Consider the following 22,827-nt stretch of genomic DNA (forward strand, 5'->3'; position numbering starts at 1 on the left):
ATGTGCTGGTGAGCGGTATACCTCAGAGGTATGAATATGACTCTGAGGTATACCGCTCACTACCGCATCCGCCCCCCACTGAGGTGACCGACGGTAACCGCCGGTCACAGCCCGAGCCAGGGTTAGGAGTTACTCGTCTAGGCGGCGCCGCGTTGCGGAACAAGTTCCGGAATTTTGCGGCTCTCCTGCTGCCGTGCGGCACCACTGTCGATGCCTCACGACGTCGCCGTACGTGAGCAGCTACCGCACCACGCTGTCGAGCTTCGCGGCGTTGGGGGTGGATGTGCAGATCACCGAGCTGGACATCCAGGGCGCACCGGCGAACACCTATCGCAGTGTGGTGGAGGACTGCCTGGCCGTCCCCCGCTGCAACGGGATCACCGTGTGGGGCATCCGCGACAGCGACTCGTGGCTGGCCTCGCAGACGCCGCTGCTGTTCAACAGCAACGGGTCCAAGAAGGCGGCGTACGACGCGGTGCTGGCCGCACTGAACAACGGCACCGCGCCGCCCACGACGGCCCCGCCGACCACCACTCCGCCGCCCAGCAGCGGGTGCACCGCGACCCTGCAGGACAGCACCCGGTGGGGTGACCGGTTCAACAGCCAGGTGACAGTCAGCGGGGCGAGTAACTGGGCCGTCGTGGTGGCCGTCACCCCACCGCAGAAGGTCTCCAACACCTGGAACGGCAGCCCGAGCTGGGACACCAGCGGAAACGTCATGACCGTGCGGTCGAACGGCAGCGGCAACGTCTTCGGCTTCACCACGATGGCCAACGGCAACTGGAGTCGCCCACAGGTGCTCTCCTGCACCGCCTCCTGAGCACCACCGCACGCTGATGGGGCGGCGACGGGATCCGTCGCCGCCCTGTCCGTGCCCGCACAGCTGGATCGGAGCCGGCGGCTGGCCGTGCTGCCGACGTCAGCCCAGCGCCGCTGCCTTACCCAGGAGCACCGAGCGCTCGCGCTGGTTGGCGCAGAGCCGGGCCGCCAGCTCCAACTCGGTGCGCGCTTCCGGTCGCCGGCCGAGGCGGGTCAGTAGCTCACCGCGTACGGTCGGGACCAGGTGCGAGCCGGGGAGCCGGTTCGCGGCGATCAGCTCGTCCACGATGGTCAGGGCCTGCGCCGGACCCGAGGCCATGGCCACGGCGACGGCCCGGTTGAGCTCGACCACCGGGGAGGGCGCGGCCCGGCCGAGTGCCTCGTAGAGCACCACGATCCGGCCCCAGTCGGTCTCCTCGACCGAGGGCGCCGACGCGTGGGTGGCGGCGATCGCGGCCTGTAGGCCGTAGGGGCCGAGGCCGCGAGTCGATGCCCTGGCCAGCGCGGCCAGCCCGCGGCGGAGCGCCGAGCGGTCCCACAACCGGCGGTCCTGATCCGCGAGCAGAACTGGCGAACCGTCCGGGCCGGTGCGGGCCGGGAAGCGCGCGGCCGTCAGCTCGCACAACGCGAGGAGGCCGTGCACCTCCGGTTCGTCCGGCTGTAGCGCCGCCAGCATGCGGGTCAGCCGGAGCGCCTCGTACGCGACGTCGGGGCGCACCAGCCGGTCGCCCGTCGTGGCAGTCGACCCTTCGGTGAAGATCACGTAGAGGACGCTGAGCACACCGCCCAGCCGTGCCCGGCGCTCGCCGGCCGGCGGCAGCTCGAACGGCACCCGGGCCGCCGCGATCGTCTTCTTGGCCCGGGTGATGCGGGCCTGCACGGTCGGCACCGGTACCAGGAACGCGCGGGCGATCTCCTCGCTGGTCAGGCCGCCGACCACGCGCAGGGTCAGCGCCACCCGGGCCGCCGGGGAGAGCACCGAATGGCAGCTGACGAACATCAACGCCAGGACGTCGTCGTCGATCCTGTCGAGATCGACGTCCGCGTCGGCCGGCGAGTCGACCGTCGGGTCGGCCGCCAGCAGGGCGTATCGGTCCTGTAGGGCGACCCGGCGGCGGATCGCGTCGATCGCCCGCCGCCGGGCCGTGGCCATCAGCCAGCCGGCCGGGTTGGCCGGTGCAGCACGCGGCCACGACACCAGCGCCTCAGCCACGGCCTCCTGCGCGGCGTCCTCGGCCAGCCCGAAGTCGCCGGTGAAGCGGGTCAACGCGGCGACGATCCGGGCCGACTCGACCCGCCAGACGGCCTCGACGTCGGCCGTACCCATCAGATCTGGCCGTTGCTCTCGCTGCCGGGCGGGACCTCGTCGGCCTCGGCCACCCGCCGGACCTCGATCTTGGACCCGCGGACCGCCGGGACCCGCTTGGCCCACTCGACCGCCTCCTGTTTCGTGGCGACGTCGAGGAGGAAGTAGCCACCGAACAGTTCCCGGGTCTCGCCGTACGGCCCGTCGGTGGCCACCGGGGCCTCGCCGCCGAAGTCGACAACGACGCCCCGGCCCGGATCGTCAAGCCCCTCGGCCGCGACGAGCACACCGGCCTCCATCATCTCCTCGATGAACTGGCCGGTCGCGGCCATCGCCTCGTCGATGGTGGCCATCATTGCCGCGTTCGTCTCGTCGGTGCCCCGCATGATCAGCATGTACTTCGACATCGCGTTCTCCTCGTCCGGCGGGGCCGCCTCCCGGCCCTCGCACCCCCATGTCGAACGAGCGGCGCGCGGATCGACACGGCGCCCAATGATCTCTCGCCGCGGCGGTGCCGGGCCGGTGCGGCCCGGCACCGCGACAGCATCGTCAGGCGAGGGTGCAGGCGGTGCCGTTGAGGGTGAATGCGGACGGTCGGCCGGCGTTCCCGGTGTGGGTGGCCTGGAAGCCGATGTCGACAGAGGTGCTCGGCGCGATCGTCGCGTTGTAGGAGACGTTACGGGCGGTCACCGCGCCGCTCGACGGGGAGTAGCTGGCATTCCAGCCGCTGGTGATGGTCTGCCCGCTCGGTAGCGTGAACGCCAGTGCCCAGCCGTTGACGGGGGTGCTGCTCGTGTTGGCCACCGAGACGGAGGCGGTGAGACCGTTGCCCCAGGCGTTGACCGTGTACGTGACACGGCACGCACCGGTCGGCGGCGGCGTGGTCGGCGGCGCGGTGGTGGGCGGCGGCGTGGTGGGCGGCGCGGTGGTCGGCGGCGTGTCGCCGCCGATGCTGCCGGGCACCGACCGGAGAGCGTCGTACCAGGCCACGGCCATCTTGCGGTAGCCGGTCGCGTTGGGGTGCACCCCGTCGGCCAGGTCACTGAGCGTCAGGGCGCGGTACATGTCGACAAGGTGGACGCGTTTGCCGGCGGCGGCCCTGGTCTGCACGATCCCGGGGATCGCCGCGTTGTACCCCCGGACCTGGTTGTCCGCGCCCGACTTCGGGATGATCGTCGCGACGAACACGTCAGCGTTCGGGGCGGTGTTGGTGATCCGGTCGACGAGGGTGGCCAGCCGGCCCGGGGCGCCGGAGGTGTCGCCGTACATGTCGTTGGTGCCGATGTGCAGCAGCACGGTCCGGGGACTCGTGGCCCGCAACCAGTTGACGACGTTGGCGTCGATCTGGGCGATGGTCCAGCCGGAGTGGCCCTCGTGATCGTGGTCGCCAAGGCTGGCCGGGCCGTTGAACTGGGAGCCGACGAAGTCGATCCGGTACCCACCGGACGTGAACCGCTGCCAGAGCTCGATCCGGTATCCACCCGCGACGTTGAACCCGTCGGTGATCGAGTCGCCGAGGGGCATCACGCGTACGCCGCCGTTGGACTCCGCGCTCGCCGGAGCGGTCGCGATCGGTACGGCCGCGGCCACGGCGGCGACGGCGGCCAGGGCCGCCCACCACAGGCGCGCTCGTCGGGGCTTCGGCGTCGTCGCGGTGGCGGTGGGTGACGGAGGGACGGGGTGGCCGAGCGTTGGACTGCTCATGGGACTTCCTCTGGTGGTGAGGGTGCGCGACAACAGCGGCCACCAGGAAGACGGTCGCCGCCAGGACGCGGTACGCGGGGGAGCGGGCCGCGCGGAACGACCAAGAACCCGGACGTCTGCACTGGTGGTCGTGGCGCTGCCGCTGACACTGGTCATCGATGGTCGGGGGCGACAGATCGACGAACCGTGGCGGAAGTGTGCCCTGCACCTCGCCTGACGCACCTTAGCGTGTTATCGCTAACACCGGCAATAGATCGGCGTCCGGCTATGAGTTGCGACCCAGGCTCCGCCCGGACGGCGTGCTCACGTTCCGGATGGACCAGCCGGGTGCAGCGTGGAGCCGAGCCACCGCAGCTGACGCCGGACGTGCACGGCCTCTCCACCCTCGTGACCGTTGAACGGGTAGACGTGCATCTCGCGCGCCGGTGGCACCGGCAACCCGGCCGCCGCACCGTACTGGTTGTAGGCGGCGAAGCCGGTGCTCGGCGGGCAGACGGTGTCCCGCAGCCCGACCCCGAACTGCGCCGGTGCCGTCGCACGTCGGGCGAAGCTCACCCCGTCGACGTAGGACAGGGTGCGCCACACCGCGTCCTCGGCCTCCCGGTGCACGGCCAGGAACCGGGCGATCTCGCCGTACGGCGCGGGTTCGCTGAGCTTCACGGCCCGCCGCATGTCGCAGAGGAACGGTGCGGTGGTCAGCACCGCGCCGAGATCGCCGACCAGGCCGGCCACCGCGAGGGCGAGGCCGCCGCCCTGGCTGTTGCCGGCCACGGCGACCCGGGCCCCGTCGACTTCCGGCAGGGCGCGGACCGCCTCGACCGCCCGGACCGCGTCGGTGATCAGACGACGGTAGTGGTAGTCGCGCGGGTCGAGGATTCCCCAGGTGGCCGGCCAGGGCCCACCGGGGGCGCCGTGCGGGTCGGGGGTGTCTCCGGCGCCGTACTGACCCGCCTGGCCCCGGTTGTCCATCAGCAGGTGGGCGTACCCGGCCGTCGGCCAGGTCAGCCGCTCGTGGGGCAGGCCGCGACCACGGCCGTAGCCGGCGTACTCGACGACGGCGGGCAGTGGCCCCGACGCGTTGGCGGGGCGGGTGTACCAGGCCCGGACCGGGTCGCCGCCGAAGCCCGCAAAGGTGACGTCCCAGGAGTCGAGCAGCCGCAGGTCGGTGGACTCTGGACGGACGTCGACGAGCACCGGCCGGGCGGTCGCCTCCAGGAGGGTGTCGCGCCAGAACCTGTCGAAGTCGTCGGGTTCGACGACCTCTGGCGCGTACCGCTGGAGTTCGTCGAGCAGGGCGGCGGCGTGGGGCACGGGTCCTCGCAGGGGCTCGGGTCAGTGCGGGCTGGCGGGGGGTGCGGTGCTCTCCCGGACGACCAACTCGGTCACCAGGTCGATCCGGCTGGTCGCCGGCTCGTTGCCCCTGGTCAGGTCGAGCAGCATCTGGGTGGCGATGCCCGCCATGTCGCGCAACGGCTGGTTGATCGTGGTGAGGGCGGGGTCGGTCCAGGCGGAGACCGGCAGGTTGTCGTACCCGATCACCGACAGGTCCTCGGGCACTCGCAGGCCGCACTGGCGGGCGGCCCGGAGCACCCCCATGGCCTGGATGTCGGAGCCGGCGAAGATCGCCGTGGGTCGGGACGGCTGGCGGAGCAGTTCCAGCCCGTGGGCGTGCCCGGCTCCCGCGGAGAAGCTGCCGTAGCGGATCAGCTCGCGATCGACAACGAGCCCGGCTTCCTCGTGGGCCGACTGGAAGCCGGCGGCGCGGGCCCGGCTGCACAGCACATCGGGCGGCCCGGAGATGATGGCGATCCGCCGGTGCCCCAACTCCAGGAGGTGCCGGGCGGCCAGCAGGCCACCGTTCCAGTTGTTCGACCCGACGGTGGGCACGGAGGCCGAGGTCGCGCTGTCGGTGTCGACGACGACGAACGGTATGCCCTGACGCCGCAGGTGCTGCTGTTGGGCCTCGGCCAGGTGGGAGAGGACGAACACCACGCCCAGCGGGCGGTCGGCGAGGATCGCGTCCAACCAGCGGGCCGGAGGGCGGTGCGCGCCGTTGAGCTGAGCGACCGACAACCCGATGCCGGCCGCGGCGGTCACCGCCTCGACACCGCGCAGGATCTCCATGGCCCACCCGGTGTCGAACTCGTGGAACACGAGATCGATCCGCCCCCCGCTGGTCGAGGGTCGCCGGGCGCGGCGCTGGTACTTGTGGCGATCGAGGCTCGCCTCCACGCGTGCTCTGGTGCCGGGGGCGACATCGCCACGTCCGTTGAGGACCTTGGACACCGTGGCGACCGAGACGCCGACGTCGTGGGCGATTGTCGCGATGGTGGTGGAGGCGGGTGGGTCGAGCGGGCGGTGCTCTGTCATCGCAGCCCCATACAGCATCCGAAATTTTCGGGAGACCTTAACACGATTGGCCGGTCGCGCCAGCCGTTACGGCGGTCGTCCGGCCCGTTCGCGGGTCATTCTGCGGCGGATTCGCAACGGTGTGCTGACGGTGGAGTCACCGTGTGCAGGGAACGGTCGTCGGAGTCCAGCTGAGACCCTTGACACTCATCGATGGGGCACTTAGGTTGCCGAAAAGGTTGCGCAGGCTTCCGGAAAGTTTCGGATCGTGTGAACGTCCGCCACGGAACTGGTTCTACCAGGGCACGGGGATGTGGCCGGAGCTAAGGGGTCATGGCATGAGAAGTCAGTTGCCCGTGCACAGCGACGCCGCGCCGTGGCGCGATCCGCAGCTGTCGCCGACCGAACGGGCCGAGGCTCTCCTGCCGTTGATGACACTCGAAGAGAAGATCGCGCAACTCATCGGGGTCTGGGTCGGTGCGGACTCCTCCGGCGAGGGCGTCGCCCCGCACCAGTCCGACATGATCAGCGAGCTTCCGCCGTGGAGCAGCCTCATCCAGCACGGCCTGGGCCAGCTCACCCGGCCGTTCGGCACCGCACCCGTCGACCCGGTGCTCGGTGCCCGGTCGCTCGCCGCCTCCCAGGCGCAGATCGTCGCCGCCAGCCGGTTCGGCATCCCGGCCCAGGTGCACGAGGAGTGCCTCACCGGGTTCGCGGCCTGGCGGGCCACCGTCTACCCGACCCCGCTCAGCTGGGGCGCGTCCTTCGACCCCGACCTGGTCGAGGCGATGGCCGACCGGATCGGGCGCTCCATGCGCGCCGCGGGCGTGCACCAGGGGCTCGCGCCGGTCCTCGACGTCACCCGCGACTACCGCTGGGGCCGCACCGAGGAGACGATCGGCGAGGACCCCTACCTGGTGGGGACGACCGGTGCCGCGTACGTGCGGGGCCTGGAGGGCGCCGGTGTGGTGGCCACCCTCAAGCACTTCGCCGGCTACTCGGCCTCCCGGGGCGGGCGCAACCACGCGCCGGTGCCGATGGGCCGTCGGGAGTTGGCAGACGTGATCCTGCCGCCGTTCGAGATGGCCCTGCGGCTCGGGGGCGCCCGCTCGGTGATGAACTCCTACGCCGAGATCGACGGTTTGCCAGTCGCCGCCGACGAGGAGCTGCTGACCGGCCTGCTGCGCGACGAGTGGGGCTTCACCGGCATCGTGGTCGCCGACTACTTCGCAGTCCGGTTCCTGGAGACCCTGCACGGTGTCGCGGGCGACGCCGCCGACGCCGCCCGGCTCGCCCTGCGCGCCGGGATCGACGTCGAGTTGCCCACTGTGGACGCCTTCGGCGCGCCGCTTGTCGAGGCGGTTCGCCGCGGCGACGTCGACGAGGCGCTCGTCGACCGGGCGCTGCGGCGGGTGCTGATTCAGAAGATCGAGATCGGCCTGCTCGACGACGACTGGCAGGAGCTGCCCGACGACGTGGCAGACCTGCGACTCGACGACGAGGTCAGCCAGGAGGTGGCCCTCCGCCTGGCCCGGGAGTCCGTCGTCCTGCTGCGCAACACCGGCGTTCTCCCGCTTGCCGTCGGCAGCCGGGTCGCAGTGATCGGCCCGCTCGCCGACGACCCGATGGCCATGCTCGGCTGCTACTCCTTCCCCAACCACGTGGGCGTCAACCACCCCGACCACGGGCTCGGCCTGGAGATCCCCTCGCTCCGCGACGAGTTGGCCCGACGCGTCCCGCTGCTCAGCCACGAGCCCGGCTGCGCCATCACCGGCGAGGACACCTCCGGCATTCCGGCGGCGGTCGCCGCGGCCGCTGCCGCCGACGTGTGTGTGCTCGCCGTCGGCGACCGCGCGGGAATGTTCGGCCGGGGCACCTCCGGCGAGGGCTGCGACGCCGTCGACCTGCGGCTGCCCGGCGTGCAGGCGGAGCTCGTCCGGGCCGTCCTCGCCACCGGCACCCCTGTCGTCCTGGTGCTGATGACCGGTCGCCCCTACGCGCTCGGCCCGGAGTTCGACACCGCGGCAGCCGTGGTGCAGGCGTTCTTCCTCGGGCAGCTCGGCGGGCAGGCGCTCGCCGAGGTGCTCACCGGTGCGGTGAACCCGTCCGGGCGGTTGCCGGTCAGCGTTCCCCGCGACGCCGGCGGACTGCCGGGCACCTACCTGGCGCCGCCGCTCGGTCACCGCAACAAGGTCTCCTCCGTCGACCCCACCCCGGCGTACCCGTTCGGGCACGGGTTGAGCTACACCACCTTCGAGTGGTCCGACGCCGGTGTGGTGGATCCGGCCGACGAGACGCCGGATGCGCCGGCGGCCTGGCCGGTCGACGGCGAGGTGCGGGTGCGGATCACCGTCACCAACAGCGGTGACCGGGCCGGCACCGAGGTGGTGCAGCTCTACCTGCACGACCCGGTCGCGCAGACCACCCGCCCGGTGGTCCGGCTGGTCGGCTACACCCGACTGCCGCTGGAGCCGGGCGAGGCGGCGTACGTGACGTTCGGCGTACCGGCCGACGTGGCCTCGTTCACCGGTCTGTCCGGCCGGCGGGTCGTCGAGCCGGGCGAGGTGGAGCTGCGCTTCGGCCGGTCGAGCGGCGACGCGGTGGCGACAGTGCCGCTGCGGCTGACCGGCGTCGAGCGCCAGGTCGGCCACCAGCGGGAACTTCTCACGTCGGTGCGGGTGGAGCCCCTCGTGGCCGTCCCGCATCCCGCCTAGGAGGGGCCGAGGATGACATCGACCTTACGGCCACCGCCGCCGGCGCCACCCCGGTCACCGGCGGAGGCGGCCGGCTCTGCCCCGCGGTCGCCGCGCCGCCGCCAGAGCTGGCGGCAGGCGCTGCGCCGGGACTGGCAGCTCTACTCCCTCGCCATCCTGCCGCTGCTGTTCTTCCTGGTCTTCCGGTACCTGCCGATGATCGGGAACGTCATCGCGTTCCGCCGGTTCAAGCCCGGCGGCAGCATCTTCGGTGAGTACTGGGTCGGCCTGCGGTACTTCCGGATGTTCCTGACCGACCCGACGTTCTGGGAGGTCTTCACGAACACGCTGGTGCTCGGGACGCTGACCCTGCTGTTCTGCTTCCCGTTGCCGATCGTGTTGGCGTTGCTGCTCAACGAGGTGCGTGCCCGCCGGTTCAAGCGGTTCGTGCAGTCGGTGTCCTACCTGCCACACTTCCTGTCGATCGTGATCGTGGCGGCGATGGTCATGCAGTTGACCATGGTCGACGGCGCGGCCAACCAGCTCGTCCGGTTCTTCGGCGGCGACGCGGTGGCGTTCCTGCAACAACCCGGTTGGTTCCGGACCATCTACGTGTCCTCCGAGGTCTGGCAGAGCGTCGGCTGGGGCACGATCCTCTACCTCGCGGCCCTCACCACGATCGACGAGGACCTGTACGAGGCGGCGCGGATCGACGGCGCCAACCGACTGCGGCAGACCTGGCACGTGACCCTGCCGGGGATCCGACCGACGATGATGACGCTGCTCATCCTCAACATCGGCAGCTTCCTGGCGGTCGGGTTCGAGAAGATCCTGCTGCTCTACAACCCGTTGACGTACCCGACCGCCGACGTGGTCTCCACGTACCTGTTCCGGATGGGCTTCCAGTCCAGCAACTTCAGCTACGCCGCGGCCATCGGTCTCTTCGAGGCGGTGATCGGGCTGGTCCTGGTCCTGACGGCGAACCTGATCTCCCGGCGCACGGTGGGGACGAGCCTGTGGTGATCCTCGGTACGAAGAGCGAAGCCCCGAAGACCCGGGGCCAGGTGGACAGTCGGGGCTACCGGATCTTCCGGGTGGTCAACACGGTGGTCCTGATCGGCGTCGTGGTCGTGACGCTGTTCCCGTTCCTCAACATCGTGTCCCGCTCGCTCAGCGACGAGGCGTACATCATCACGGGAAAGGTGAGCATCGTCCCGCGCGGGTTCAACGTCACCGCGTACAAGCTGGTGATGTCCGACCCGATGTTCTGGACGAACTACCGCAACACTGTGGTGTACACGGTGGTCGCCACGATCATCTCGATCGTGCTGACCACCTGTTACGCGTACGTGCTGTCGAAGCCGCAGCTCAAGGGACGCGGCGTCCTCGTCGGCATCGCGCTGTTCACCATGTTCTTCACCGGCGGCCTGATCCCCAACTACGTGCTGGTCACCAGCCTGGGCATGAAGAACACCATCTGGGCCGTCGTGGTCCCCAACGCCATAAGCGTGTTCAACCTGCTGGTCATGAAGGCGTTCTTCGAGAGCCTGCCGACCGAGTTGGAGGAGGCCGCGGCGGTCGACGGGCTGAACACCTACGGCATCCTGCTGCGGATCGTGCTGCCGTTGTCGAAGGCGATCATCGCGACGATGGTGCTCTTCTACGCGGTCGCGTTCTGGAACTCGTGGTTCAGCGCGTTTCTCTACATGGACCGGCAGGAACTGTTGCCGGTCACCGTCTACCTGCGCAACCTGATCGTGGGTGCGACCGACGCGCAGGAGGCGGGGGCCGCCGATGCCGATGTCGTGCAGGCCGCGGCCACCCTGCAGGCCGTGACGGTCGTGCTGACCACCCTGCCGATCCTGGCGGTCTACCCCTTCGTCCAACGGTACTTCGTCCGCGGCGTGATGCTCGGCGCGGTAAAGGGGTGACGCCGCCGCACCGTTCCACCTTCTGATCCCCACCACCGAAAGGACGAGCCATGCTCCACAAGACGTGGCGCCGGGTGGCGATGGCCACCGCGGGTCTGCTCGCGCTCACCCTCAGCACCGCCTGTTCCGAGGATCCCGCCGAGTCGACGGACCTGTCGGACAACAAGGTCGGGGCGATGGCCAGCTACGGCGTCGGCGACCAGTTCAAGGCCACCGAGGCGCTCTCCTTCTCCACCCTCTACAACAACCACACGTTCTATCCGCTCAAGGAAGACTGGCTTTTCTGGTCGGAGCTGACCAAGCGGACCAACGTCAAGATCGACCCGGTCGCCGTCCCGCTGAGCGACTACGAGCAGAAGCGCAGCCTGCTGATCGGCGCCGGCGACGCCCCGCTGATCATCCCGAAGACGTACCACCCGCAGGAGGACGCGTTCGTGGCCTCCGGGGCGATCCTCCCGGTGAGCGACTACCTGGATCTGATGCCCAACTTCAAGGACAAGATCACCAAGTGGAACCTCAAGCCGGAGATCGACAACCTGCGGCAGTCCGACGGCAAGTTCTACCTGCTGCCGGGCGTGCACGAGAAGCCCACGCAGGACTACACGGTGCTGGTGCGCACCGACATCATGCAGGAGCTCAACCTGCCCGTCCCGAAGACCTGGGACGACCTGTACACGGTGCTCAAGGCGATGAAGGCGAAGTACCCGAACGTCTACCCGTACTCCGACCTCTTCAGTAAGCCCACGCCGACCGGCGCCCTGCTGAACCTCCTCGGCTCCTCCCACGGCACCTACGCGGGCTGGGACTACCAGCACGCCACCTGGGATCCGACGGCGAAGAAGTTCACCTACACCGGCGGGTCCGAGCAGTACAAGCAGATGCTCACGTACCTGCACAAGCTCGTCGCCGAGGGCCTGCTCGACCCGGAGAGCTTCACGCAGACCGACGACCAGGCACGCCAGAAGCTCGCCAACGGCAAGTCCTTCGTGGTCACCGGCAACGCACAGACGCTTGTCAACAACCACCGGCCCGACCTGGCCAAGACCCTGCCGAACGCGAAGATGGCCAAGATCCCGCTGCCGATCGGCCCGGCCGGTGAGGTCAACCCCTTCCCCCGGCTGGAGAACGGCATCATGATCTCCACCAAGGCCCGGGAGAGCAAGAACTTCGTGGCCATGATGCAGTTCATCGACTGGCTGTGGTATTCCGACGCCGGCCAGGAGTTCGCCCGCTGGGGCGTCGAGGGCACCACCTTCACCAAGGACGCCGCCGGCAAGCGATCCGTCACCGCCGACGTCGACGTCCTCGGGCTCAACCCGAAGGGCACCAAGCACCTGCAGAAGGACTTCGGCTTCTACAACGGTGTCTTCACCTACGGCGGCACGCCCGACCTGGTCCGTGGCTTCTTCTCCCCGGAGGAGCTGGAGTTCCAGAAGGTGATGGACGCCCGCAAGCCGAGGGAGGTCCCCCCGCCGCGCCCGTTCACCGATGAGGAACGCGAGCAGGTGTCGCTCTGGGAGACCCCGCTGAAGGACTTCGTCACCCAGAACACGCTCAAGTTCGCCCTCGGCCAGCGGCCCCTCAGCGAGTGGGACGCCTACGTGGCCGAGCTGAAGGCCAAGAACTCCGAGCAGTACATCGACGTGGTCAACAAGGCGTACGAGCGGTTCCAGAAGGACAACGGCTGAGCAACGGGGAGTCCGGCCGGGCGGTCACCAGGGCCCGACCGGACTCCCCGACGACCACCGCCCCGGGCGCGCGGGTGACCCCGCCCGCCCTCGGGCAGGACGAGCGGAGGGGACAGCCGTGAGCGCCGCGCGCACCTGGCGACAGTTCGGCGAGGGGCCACTGTCGCGGATCACCTCTCGGGTCTACATCCTGCTCGTCGTCGAGTTGCTGCTCCTGCTCACCACCCTGCCCGGCCTGCTCCCGATGCTGCTGCTGGGCCGCGACCCCAGCAACCTGCCGCTGGCCGCCCTGCTGCTGGTGCCGGTCGGCCCGGCGCTCTCGGCTGCCCTGTACGCCCTGCGCCACCAACGCGCCGACCTGACCGACCTGCGGCCCGCCACAGTGTTCTGGCGCGGGTACCGGGCCAACCTGTCCGGTGTGCTGCGCGTCTGGGTGCCGACGCTGCTGTGGCTGACAGTGCTCGCCGTGAACCTCGCCTACCGGGGTGCGGTCGGCCTCCCGAGCTGGTGGGCGGTGCCGCTGGTCCTGCTCGCTGTGGGTGTGACGCTCTGCGCGGCGAACGCCCTGGTGATCACCTCGCTGTTCGGCTTCCGCACCCGGGACGTGCTCCGACTGGCCGTGCACTTCCTCGTGCGTACCCCCGGTGTCACAGTCGGCAACGCGCTGCTGCTGGCCGCGGCGGCCGCGGTCACCGCGGTCTTCTCCGAGGCGGTGCTGGCGATGCTCGGCTCGGTCGCGGTCCTGGCGTTCCTGCGCGTCAGCGACCCGATGGTCCGGCTGATTCAGAAGGAGTTCACCCGATGAGCCTGCCCGTCACCGCCAAGGTGCCCTTCGGAGGCGACTACAACCCGGAACAGTGGCCGGAGGACGTGTGGAAGCAGGACTACCGTCTCTTCGACACCGCTCGGATCGACCTGGTCACCATCGGCGTGTTCGACTGGGCGCTCTGCCAGCCCGCCGAGGACGTGTACGACTTCGCGCTGCTGGACCGGATCGTCGAGCGGGCCGCCGCGGAGGGGCGCGGGATCTGCCTGGCGACCGGCACCGGCGCTCACCCGCCGTGGCTGGCCAAGGCGTACCCGGAGGTGACCCGGACCGACTTCGAGGGCCGCAGGCACCGGTTCGGCCAGCGGCACAACTCCTGCCCCAGCTCCCCGGTGTTCCGCCGGCTCTCCGTCGAGCTGGCCCGCCGGATCGCCGGCCGTTACGGCCACAACCCGGCGGTCATCGCGTGGCACGTCGGCAACGAGTACGGCGGCGCCTGCTACTGCGAGCTGTGCGCGGCCGGCTTCCGAGACTGGCTGCGCCACCGCTACGGCACCCTCGACCACCTGAACGCGGCCTGGTACACCAGTTTCTGGTCGCACACCTTCACGCACTGGGACCAGATCGAACCGCCGTCGGCGCTCACCGAGCACTGGCGCGGGCCGGACCACACAGCGTTCCAGGGCATCACACTGGACTACCTGCGGTTCACCTCGGACGCCATGCTCACCAACTTCCACGACGAGAAGACCGCCATCCGCGAGTCCAGTCCGGACCTACCGGTGACGACCAACTTCATGGGCCTGTACCGGCCCGTCGACTACCACCGCTGGGCGGCGCACCTGGACTTCGCCTCCTGGGACAACTACCCGCCGAACGACGAGTCGGCGGCCCGGATGGCGCTGACCCACGACCTGATGCGCGGGCTCAAGGACGGCCAGCCGTTCTGGTTGATGGAACAGTCCCCGGGCGTCACCTCGTGCCGGGACGTCAACCCGCTGAAGCGGCCCGGCCTGATGCGGCTGTGGAGTTGGCAGGCGGTCGCGCACGGCGCCGACGCGGTGCTGTTCTTCCAGCTCCGCGCCGCCCGGGGTGCGAGCGAGAAATACCACGGCGCCGTCATCGGTCACGCCGGTCGCTCGGACACCAGGGTGTTCCGGGAGGTCGCCCAGTTGGGCGTCGAACTGGACCGGCTCGGCCCGGTGTCGCTGGGCGCGCGGACCCCGGCCCGGGTGGCGCTGCTGTTCGACTGGGACAGCTGGTGGGCGTTGGACATCTCCGACGGGCCGTCCCGGCTGGTCCGCTACCAGGAGGTCGTGCTCGCCTACCACCGAGCGCTCTGGGACGCCGGGGTGGACCTGGACGTCGTCGCGGTGACCCAGGACCTGACCCGCTACGACGTGGTCGTCGCGCCGGCCCTGCACATGCTCAAGGGTGACCTGCCGCAGCGCCTGGAGGCGGTGGCGGCGCGCGGCGGCTCGGTGCTCACCACCTACCTGTCGGGTCGGGTGGACGAGAACGACAGGGCCTTCCAGATGGACGTGCCCGGCCCGCTCGGTCAGCTGCTGGGTGTCCGGGTCGACGAGTGGGACGCGCGCGGCCCGGAGGCGGTCAACCCGGTCCGTCTCGGCGCTGGCCCGGATCAGCTCGACGTCGAGGCGCGACTGCTGTTCGAACTGGTGATTGCGCAGGGCGCGGCGGTGGTCGGCACCTACCAGGCCGACTTCTACGCGGGCACCCCGGCGGTGACCCGCAACGCCTTCGGCGCCGGCGACGGCTGGTACGTGGCTGCCGGTCTGGACCAGGCCGGGGTGTCCTGGGTGGTGCGGCAGGTGCTGGATCGCCACGACGTGCTCGGCCCCTACCCGGACATCACGGACCTGGAATCCGCCGTCCGCGTCGCGCCGGACGGAACGCGGCTGCTGTTCCTGCTCAACCACCGCGCCGAGCCGGTCGAGGTGACCGCCCCGAGCAGTGGCGTCGACCTGCTCACCGGTCACCGCACGACGACCGGTGCGGCCCTGCCGCTGCCGGCGTACGGTGTCGTCGTGCTACGGGAGGACGAATGAACGCCGAAGAGTGGGTGGACCTGGAGCAACTGATGTTCGTCGAGGAACCGCTGGACGCTGACGAGCCGCGCGTACACCCGGCCTGGCTGCCACCGGAGGCGTTCCGGACCCTAGGCGCGCGCCGCGTTCTCGTCCACGGTGACGGGTTGCTCGTCGACACAGTGCTCGACGAGGTCTCGCGGGCCTGCGCGCGCTACGGCGGGCGGGTGTGGCACAACCCCTCCTGGGACGTCGACGTCGACCTGGTGCTCGCCCTGCGGGGCGCGGGCGAGCTGCCCGGCCCGGCGGTGGAGGCGGCACGCGACGAGGTCGGCGACGGGACGCTCGGCAACGAGGGGTTCCTGCTGACCCACGCCGGCCCGGTGACGGTGGTGGTGGCCGACGCGCCCGCCGGTCTGCTGTACGGGCTCTTCCACGTGGTCCGGCTCTGCGCGGCGGCCTTCGACCCGACCCGCCCGCCGGAGCGGCACCGGCCCGCGCTGCGCCGGCGGATGCTCAACCACTGGGACAACGTGGCAGTGCACCCGGTGATGGGCCAGGTCGAACGGGGTTACGCGGGCGGCTCGATCTTCTGGCAGGACGGTCGGCCGCGCGGCGACCTCTCCCGGATCCGGGAGTACGGACGACTGTTGGCCGCGAGCGGCGTGAACGCCATCTCGGTGAACAACGTCAACGTCTCCCGCACCGAGGCGCTGCTGCTCACCGATCGGCTCGGCGACGTGGCCGAGATCGCCGACGTGCTGCGCCCGTACGGCATTCGGGTGCACCTGTCGGTCTCCTTCGCCGCGCCGATGCTCCTCGGTGGCCTGTCGACAGCCGACCCGCTGGACGACGAGGTGCGGGCCTGGTGGGCGGAGACCACCCGGACCGTCTACGACCGCGTTCCCGACTTCGGCGGCTACGTGGTGAAGGCCGACTCGGAGGGGCAACCCGGCCCGTTCAGCTACGGGCGGGACCACGCCGACGGGGCGAACCTGCTGGCGGACGCGCTCGCCCCGCACGGGGGAGTGGTGCACTGGCGGGCGTTCGTCTACAACCACCACCAGGACTGGCGGGACCGGTCGACCGACCGGGCCCGCGCCGCGTACGACCACTTCGCCCCACTCGACGGGCGGTTCCGCACCAACGTGATCCTGCAGGTGAAGTACGGTCCGGTGGATTTCCAGACCCGTGAGCCGGTCTCCCCGGTGATCGCCGCGATGCCCGCCACCCGACTGGCTGTGGAGTTGCAGGTCACGCAGGAATACACCGGCCAGCAGCGACACGTCTGCCACCTCGGCCCGTTGTGGAGTGAGGTGCTGCGGTTCGCGCCCTGGGGGCCGGGCGGACGGTCGGTGGCCGACGTGGTGGCGGGGGCGGCGGGCGCTGGCGGTGGCCTCGTCGCGGTCGCCAACACCGGCGACGACCTGTTCTGGACCGGGCACCCGTTGGCGCAGGCCAACCTGTACTCGTTCGGGCGGCTCGCCTGGGATCCGCGGCTGGACCCGACGGCGGTCCTCGACGAGTGGATGACGCTGACCTTTCCACCCTCGGCGACCGCCGACCCGGACCTGGTGCGACGGACGCTGCACGAGATCATGGACGACTCGTGGCGCACCTACGAGCGGTACTCCGCCCCGTTGGGCGTTGGCTTCATGGTCAACCCCGGCGACCACTACGGCCCCGGCGTCGACGGGTACGAGTACTCGCGGTGGGGCACCTACCACTTCGCCGACCGCGACGGCGTGGGCGTGGACCGCAGCCGCGCGTCGGGCACCGGCTTCGCCGGCCAGTACCCGCCGTACTGGGCCGAGGTGTACGAGACGCCCGAGAGTTGCCCCGACGACCTGCTGCTCTTCTTCCACCACGTGCCGTACCAGCACGTCCTGCGCAGCGGCTCGACAGTCATCCAGCACATCTACGACACGCACTTCGCCGGTGTCGAGGAGGTGGCGGTGATGCGACGGAGGTGGCAGACGCTGAATGGGATGATCGACCCGGCCGTGTACGAGCGGGTGGCCGAACGGCTCGACGAGCAGGTGCGGTCCGCCACCGAGTGGCGCGACCAGGTCAACACGTACTTCTTCCGCAAGTCCGGGGTGCCGGACGAGCGGGGGCGGCGCATCTACTGAACCGGCCGGCCGGGCTACGGTGGCGCGGTCGCCAGGGGTGGACCGTGCCGTCCTCCAGCCGGTTCACCGGCAGGTACGCCGGCGAGTACGGGTAGCGGGCCGCCGCCTCCTCGTCGATGTCCACCCCGAGACCGGGCGTCTCGGCGGGGTGCAGGTAGCCGTCGGCGAAGTGGTAGCCGTGCGGGAACACCTCGTCGGTCTGCTCGGTGCTGACCCCGTACGTCTTGGGCAGGCCCGGCACCCCACACTGCACCCGGACCGCCCGGTAGACCGGCAGGCCGGCGACCTTGCCCTTGATGTCCCACAGCGCCGTGTCCACGGCGGCGATGGCGCTCATCGTGACCGGGCCGCGCCGCCAGTACGCCCCCTGGTACAGGTACTGCCAGGTGTCCTCGATGCGGGCCGGATCCCGGCCGATCAGCAGGGGTGCCACGTGGTCACGCAGGTACGACGCGACGGCCAGCTCCCGACCGTTGAGGGTGGCGTCCCCGACGCCGGTCACCCCCTCGTCGGTGACGATCTTGAGGGTGACGTTTCGAGAACATCCCGATAATAGCCCGCGAGCCGCCGTCGGCGGCCGGGCCCGCCGGTGTCCCCGGTTGTGCAGGTGGACCCGGGATCCGTTGCAGCGAAAGGTTTCCGGAAGTCTTGACAATCGAGTGTGCTCGATTGAAGCTGACGTGGTCACGCGAGCCGCGGTCAGGGTCGGGCGAAGGGCAGTCCTCGACTTCAGTCCCCTTCCACGCGCCTATCTCCCGAGGGATCGCGATCGATGACACTCAAGACAAGGATGCTCGGCGCCGCCATGGCGGCCCTGACGCTGGCCGCCGCCGCGCTGACCTTCGCCACCCCGGCGTCGGCGGCGACGCTGACCCAGGTGACCGGCTTCGGTACCAACCCCACAAACCTCCAGATGCACCTGTACGTCCCGGACCGGGTGGCCACCCGACCGGCGATCCTGCTCGCGCTGCACTACTGCACCGGGTCGGGTCCGGCATTCCACTCCGGCACCCAGTACGCGTCCCTCGCCGACCGGTACGGGTTCATCGTGATCTACCCGTCGGTGACCCGCAGCAGCAAGTGCTGGGACGTTGCCTCACCGCAGGCCCTGCGCCGTGGCGGAGGCAGCGACCCGGTCGGGCTCATGTCGATGGTCGACTACGTGCGGCAGCGCTACGCCGCCGACCCGGCGCGGATCTTCGCCACCGGCACCTCCTCCGGAGCGATGATGACAAACGTCATGCTTGGTGACTACCCGGACGTGTTCGCGGCAGGCGCTTCCTTCGCCGGGGTGCCGTTCAGCTGCTTCGCCACCGGGGGCAGTTCCGAGTGGAACAGCGAGTGCGCGAACGGGCAGCTCATCAAGACCGCGCAGCAGTGGGGGGACCTGGTCCGTGGGGCGTACCCGGGCTACACCGGCCAGCGACCACGCATGCAGATCTGGCACGGCACCAACGACGAGACGCTGCGCTATCCGAACTTCGGTGAGCAGGTCAAGCAGTGGACCAACGTGCACGGGTTGAGCCAGACCCCGACGTACACCGATTCACCGCAGTCCGGCTACACCCGCACCCGGTACGGCAGCAGCGGCCCGATGGCACCGGTCGAGGCGATCAGCATGCAGGGTGTCACGCACAACCTGCCGGTCGACGCCGCGCAGGTCATCCGCTTCTTCGGGCTGGACGGCACCACGCCGCCCACGACCCCGCCCCCGACGACTCCGCCGCCGACCACGCCGCCGCCCACGACTCCGCCGCCGACCACGCCGCCCCCGACCACGCCGCCCCCGACCACTCCGCCGCCCAGCGCGGGCGCCTGCCGGGTCGGCTACACGGTCAACGCCTGGAACAACGGGCTCACCGCGAGCGTGACCATCACCAACACCGGCACGGCCGCGGTGAACGGGTGGGCGCTGGCCTTCACGCTGCCCAGCGGGCAGGTCATCACCAGCGGCTGGAACGCGCAGTACTCGCCGACGAGCGGTGCGGTGACCGCCCGCAACTTCTCCTACAACGCCACCATCGCTCCGAACGCGTCGGTCGAGATCGGCTTCCAGGCCACGCACGGAGGCGGCACCGGCAAACCCTCGTCGTTCACCCTGAACGGCGCCGCCTGCTCGGTGTCCTGAGCTTCCCTCCCCACCACCACACAAGGAGTCGCACGATGAGAAACACGAGATGGAAGGCGGCATCGAGAGCCGTGATCGCGCTGACCGGCGCGGGTGCGCTCGCCGCCGGCATGGCGCTGTTCGCGACGGCACCCGCCTCCGCCGGGACCACGCTCGGCGCGTCCGCCGCCGAGAAGGGTCGCTATTTCGGTACGGCGGTGGCCGGATTCAAGCTCTCGGACAGTGCGTACACCACGATCTTGAACCGTGAGTTCAACATGGTGACGGCCGAGAACGAAATGAAGATCGACGCCACCGAGCCGCAGCAGGGCCGGTTCAGCTACGGCTCGGCGGAGCAGATCGTCAACCACGCCCGCAGTCGCGGGATGCAGGTACGTGGGCACACCCTGGCCTGGCACGCCCAGCAGCCGAGTTGGATGCAGGGCATGAGCGGCAGCGCTCTGCGGCAGGCGATTCTGAATCACGTGACGCAGGTGGCGACGCACTTCCGGGGGCAGATCTATTCCTGGGACGTGGTGAACGAGGCGTTCGCCGACGGTAGTTCCGGAGGCCGTCGCGACTCGAACCTGCAGCGGACGGGCAACGACTGGATCGAGGCCGCTTTCCGCGCCGCACGGGCGGCGGATCCCGGCGCGAAGCTCTGCTACAACGACTACAACACCGACAACTGGACGCACGCGAAGACCCAGGGCGTCTACAACATGGTGCGGGACTTCAAGGCCCGTGGTGTGCCGATCGACTGCGTGGGCTTCCAGTCGCACTTCAACAACGACTCGCCGTACGTGAGCAACTACCGCACCACGTTGTCGAGCTTCGCGGCGTTGGGGGTGGATGTGCAGATCACCGAGCTGGACATCCAGGGCGCACCAGCGAACACGTACCGCAGTGTGGTCGAGGACTGCCTGGCGGTGGCCCGGTGCAACGGGATCACGGTGTGGGGCATCCGCGACAGTGACTCGTGGCGGTCATCGCAGACGCCGCTGCTGTTCAACAACAACGGGTCCAAGAAGGCGGCGTACGACGCGGTGCTGGCCGCACTGAACAACGGCACCCCGCCGCCGACCACTCCGCCGCCCACGACTCCGCCACCCACGACTCCTCCGCCGACCACCACTCCTCCGCCGACCACTCCTCCGCCGGGGCAGGGTGGCTGCACCGCGACGGTGACGGTGAACCAGTGGACCGGTGGCTTCGTGGCGAACGTACGGGTGACGGCCGGCTCGTCGGCTCTCAACGGTTGGACCGTGACGATCACGTTGCCGTCCGGCGCGACGGTCACCAACGCCTGGAGCGCCACCAACAGCGGTAACACCGGCACGACTAACTGGACGAACGTGGCCTACAACGGCCAGGTCGGCGCCGGGCAGTCCACCGAGTTCGGCTTCCAGGGCAACGGCACCGCGGGCAGCCTCAGCCCAACCTGCGCGGCCGGCTAGGAGGATCATCGGCCGGTGCGGAGGGCTTCCCGCCCCCGCACCGGCCCCCGGCCCCCGGCCCTTCCGCCCTCCGTCAGACGGCGGCCGAGGTGGGGCTGATGAGGGCGGGGACGAGGCTCAGCAGGGGACTGATGAGGCCGCAGAGGGTGGCGCGGTCAGGGAAGCAACCTGTTCGTTGGTGCCTGTAGAGCTGCCCCGGATATGGGGCGGCAAGCGTTCGCTGCCCTGTCTCCCGGACGCCGCTCGGATCTTGCGTGCGAATCGGGTAGGACGCGCCGCCCCATTTCTGGGGCAGCTCTACAGGCGCTCCGGGGACTGGTTGAGCCCCCGCGTCGAGGCGGCCGGCGCGCCGAATCGCCTGTTGCGCAGTGACCGACTCGACCGACTTGACCGACTCGACCGAGGTGCAGAGCTCAACCGTCGATGCGGGTGATGTTGCGGATCTTGTTGGACGCGTCCAGGGCGGCCACCTTGTACGCCTCAGCCAGCGTCGGGTAGTTGAACACCGCGTCGACCAGGTAGTCGATCGTGCCGCCGCAGCCCATCACCGCCTGCCCGATGTGGACGATCTCGGTGGCCGCGGTGCCGAACACGTGCACCCCGAGCAGCCGGCCGTCGTCGGGGGAGACGAGCAGCTTGAGCATGCCGTACGAGTCGCCGACGATCTGACCCCGGGCCAGCTCCCGATAACGGGCGATGCCGACCTCGAACGGAGTCGAGGTGTCGGTGAGCTGCGCCTCCGTCTGCCCGACGAAGCTGATCTCCGGGATGGTGTAGATGCCGATCGGTTGCAGGCCGTGCATCTCCCGGATCGGTTCGCCGCAGGCGTGCTGTGCCGCCAGTCGGCCCTGCTCCATTGAGGTGGACGCGAGCGCGGGAAAGCCGATCACGTCGCCCACCGCGTAGATGTTCTCCACCGAGGTGCGGTAGTTGACGTCCACAGTGATCCGGCCGCGTCGGTCCGCCTCCAACCCGGCGGCCTCCAGGGCCAGATCGTCGGTCTGGCCCTGCCGGCCGGCCGAGTACATGACGGTGTCCGCGACGATCTTCTTGCCACTCTTGAGGATGCACAGCGCGGCGGTCTGGTGCTTCTCCACGGCGGCGACCTCCTCGCCGAAGCGGAACGCCACCGACAAGTCGCGCAGGTGATATTTGAGCGACTCGATGACCTCGTCGTCGCAGAACTCGAGCATCCGATCGCGGCGCTCCACCACTGTCACCTTGGTGCCCAGCGCCGCGAACATGGACGCGTACTCCATGCCGATCACGCCGGCACCGACCACGACCATGCTGCGCGGTACGGCCTGGAGGTTGATGACGCCGTCGGAGTCCACGATCGTCCGGTCGTCGAAGTCGACGCTGTCCGGGCGGGCCGGGCGGGTGCCCGCCGCGATGATGGCCTTGTCGAAGGTCACCTTCGACTCGCGGCCGGAGCCGCTGTCGACCCAGATCGAGTGCGCGTCCGCGAATCGGCCGGTGCCGGTGATCATCGCGACCCGGTTGCGGGCCAGTTGATTGCGGATGACGTCGGTCTGCCGGGTGATCACGTGCTGTGTCCGGGCGGCCAGGTCGCTGACCGTGATCTCGTCCTTGACCCGGTAGCTGCTGCCGTAGAGGTCTCGCTGGCTCAGCCCGGTCAGATAGAGAACGGCCTCGCGCAGCGTCTTGGAGGGGACCGTGCCGGTGTTGATGCACACCCCACCGATCATGTCGCGGCGGTCCACGATGCCGACCCGCCTGCCGAGCTTGGCGGCAGCGATCGCGGCCTTCTGACCGCTGGGTCCGGAGCCCAGCACCACCAGGTCGTAGTCATCCACAACCGCTAGC

At 70.0% G+C, this 22,827-nt stretch carries 15 protein-coding genes and 2 pseudogenes; 10 read left to right on the forward strand and 7 right to left on the reverse strand.

The features are described from left to right. Window positions 1-217: 217 nt before the first annotated feature. Window positions 218-820, forward strand: a pseudogene (locus tag ABZU25_RS13945) (endo-1,4-beta-xylanase); the annotation flags it as partial. Window positions 821-919: 99 nt separating this feature from the next. On the opposite strand, the gene ABZU25_RS13950 reads toward ABZU25_RS13945, so the two are convergent. The 5 genes from ABZU25_RS13950 to ABZU25_RS13970 all read right to left on the reverse strand — a co-directional run bounded on the left by ABZU25_RS13950 (window position 920) and on the right by ABZU25_RS13970 (window position 6,199). Beyond that, window positions 920-2,146, reverse strand: a complete 1,227-nt coding sequence (locus ABZU25_RS13950) for a sigma-70 family RNA polymerase sigma factor (RefSeq protein WP_355029699.1) — start codon at window positions 2,144-2,146, stop codon at window positions 920-922. After that, on the reverse strand, window positions 2,146-2,532 hold the full coding sequence (locus tag ABZU25_RS13955) for a YciI family protein (protein ID WP_355029700.1): 387 nt from the start codon (window positions 2,530-2,532) through the stop codon (window positions 2,146-2,148). The genes ABZU25_RS13950 and ABZU25_RS13955 overlap by 1 nt, the downstream gene beginning before the upstream one ends. Before the next feature lie 142 nt (window positions 2,533-2,674). After that, window positions 2,675-3,829, reverse strand: coding sequence for a cellulose binding domain-containing protein (locus ABZU25_RS13960; protein WP_355029701.1), 1,155 nt, complete (start codon window positions 3,827-3,829; stop codon window positions 2,675-2,677). A gap of 303 nt (window positions 3,830-4,132) precedes the next feature. Next, window positions 4,133-5,140, reverse strand: coding sequence for an acetylxylan esterase (locus ABZU25_RS13965; RefSeq protein ID WP_355029702.1), 1,008 nt, complete (start codon window positions 5,138-5,140; stop codon window positions 4,133-4,135). A gap of 21 nt (window positions 5,141-5,161) precedes the next feature. Beyond that, on the reverse strand, window positions 5,162-6,199 hold the full coding sequence (locus ABZU25_RS13970; protein ID WP_355029703.1) for a LacI family DNA-binding transcriptional regulator: 1,038 nt from the start codon (window positions 6,197-6,199) through the stop codon (window positions 5,162-5,164). A 317-nt stretch (window positions 6,200-6,516) separates the two neighbouring features. Between ABZU25_RS13970 and ABZU25_RS13975 the strand changes: the two genes are divergently transcribed. From ABZU25_RS13975 to ABZU25_RS14005, 7 genes are all read left to right on the forward strand, one after another. Beyond that, window positions 6,517-8,892, forward strand: a complete 2,376-nt coding sequence (locus tag ABZU25_RS13975) for a glycoside hydrolase family 3 N-terminal domain-containing protein (RefSeq protein ID WP_355029704.1) — start codon at window positions 6,517-6,519, stop codon at window positions 8,890-8,892. A 12-nt stretch (window positions 8,893-8,904) separates the two neighbouring features. Beyond that, window positions 8,905-9,894 carry an ABC transporter permease subunit gene (locus ABZU25_RS13980; protein ID WP_355029705.1) on the forward strand — a complete coding sequence of 330 codons (990 nt, stop codon included), beginning with the start codon at window positions 8,905-8,907 and terminating at the stop codon, window positions 9,892-9,894. After that, a complete protein-coding gene (locus ABZU25_RS13985) occupies window positions 9,891-10,802 on the forward strand; it encodes a carbohydrate ABC transporter permease (RefSeq protein ID WP_355029706.1) in 912 nt (303 codons plus the stop codon). The genes ABZU25_RS13980 and ABZU25_RS13985 overlap by 4 nt, the downstream gene beginning before the upstream one ends. 50 nt (window positions 10,803-10,852) lie before the next feature. Further along, window positions 10,853-12,490 (forward strand): extracellular solute-binding protein, encoded by a 1,638-nt coding sequence (locus ABZU25_RS13990; RefSeq protein ID WP_355029707.1) that lies wholly within the window; start codon window positions 10,853-10,855, stop codon window positions 12,488-12,490. Between the two features lie 118 nt (window positions 12,491-12,608). Further along, window positions 12,609-13,295 (forward strand): DUF624 domain-containing protein, encoded by a 687-nt coding sequence (locus ABZU25_RS13995; protein ID WP_355029708.1) that lies wholly within the window; start codon window positions 12,609-12,611, stop codon window positions 13,293-13,295. Further along, the gene (locus tag ABZU25_RS14000) at window positions 13,292-15,325 is read left to right on the forward strand and encodes a beta-galactosidase (RefSeq protein ID WP_355029709.1); all 2,034 of its coding nucleotides are present in this window, start codon (window positions 13,292-13,294) and stop codon (window positions 15,323-15,325) included. The genes ABZU25_RS13995 and ABZU25_RS14000 overlap by 4 nt, the downstream gene beginning before the upstream one ends. After that, window positions 15,322-17,436 carry an alpha-glucuronidase gene (locus tag ABZU25_RS14005; protein WP_355029710.1) on the forward strand — a complete coding sequence of 705 codons (2,115 nt, stop codon included), beginning with the start codon at window positions 15,322-15,324 and terminating at the stop codon, window positions 17,434-17,436. The genes ABZU25_RS14000 and ABZU25_RS14005 overlap by 4 nt, the downstream gene beginning before the upstream one ends. A 31-nt stretch (window positions 17,437-17,467) precedes the next feature. Here the strand turns inward: ABZU25_RS14005 and ABZU25_RS14010 are convergent. After that, window positions 17,468-18,043, reverse strand: a pseudogene (locus ABZU25_RS14010) (hypothetical protein); the annotation flags it as partial. A 165-nt stretch (window positions 18,044-18,208) separates the two neighbouring features. On the opposite strand from ABZU25_RS14010, the gene ABZU25_RS14015 reads away from it, so the two are divergent. After that, window positions 18,209-19,564, forward strand: coding sequence for a PHB depolymerase family esterase (locus tag ABZU25_RS14015; protein WP_355029711.1), 1,356 nt, complete (start codon window positions 18,209-18,211; stop codon window positions 19,562-19,564). Between the two features lie 110 nt (window positions 19,565-19,674). Continuing rightward, window positions 19,675-21,000, forward strand: a complete 1,326-nt coding sequence (locus ABZU25_RS14020) for an endo-1,4-beta-xylanase (RefSeq protein ID WP_355029816.1) — start codon at window positions 19,675-19,677, stop codon at window positions 20,998-21,000. 413 nt (window positions 21,001-21,413) lie between these two features. Here the strand turns inward: ABZU25_RS14020 and sthA are convergent, their stop codons facing one another. Beyond that, on the reverse strand, window positions 21,414-22,817 hold the full coding sequence (gene sthA / locus ABZU25_RS14025) for a Si-specific NAD(P)(+) transhydrogenase (RefSeq protein WP_355029712.1): 1,404 nt from the start codon (window positions 22,815-22,817) through the stop codon (window positions 21,414-21,416). Window positions 22,818-22,827 lie beyond the last annotated feature (10 nt).

This window comes from Micromonospora sp. NPDC005215 (assembly GCF_040607915.1).
Taxonomy (GTDB): Bacteria; Actinomycetota; Actinomycetes; order Mycobacteriales; family Micromonosporaceae; genus Micromonospora.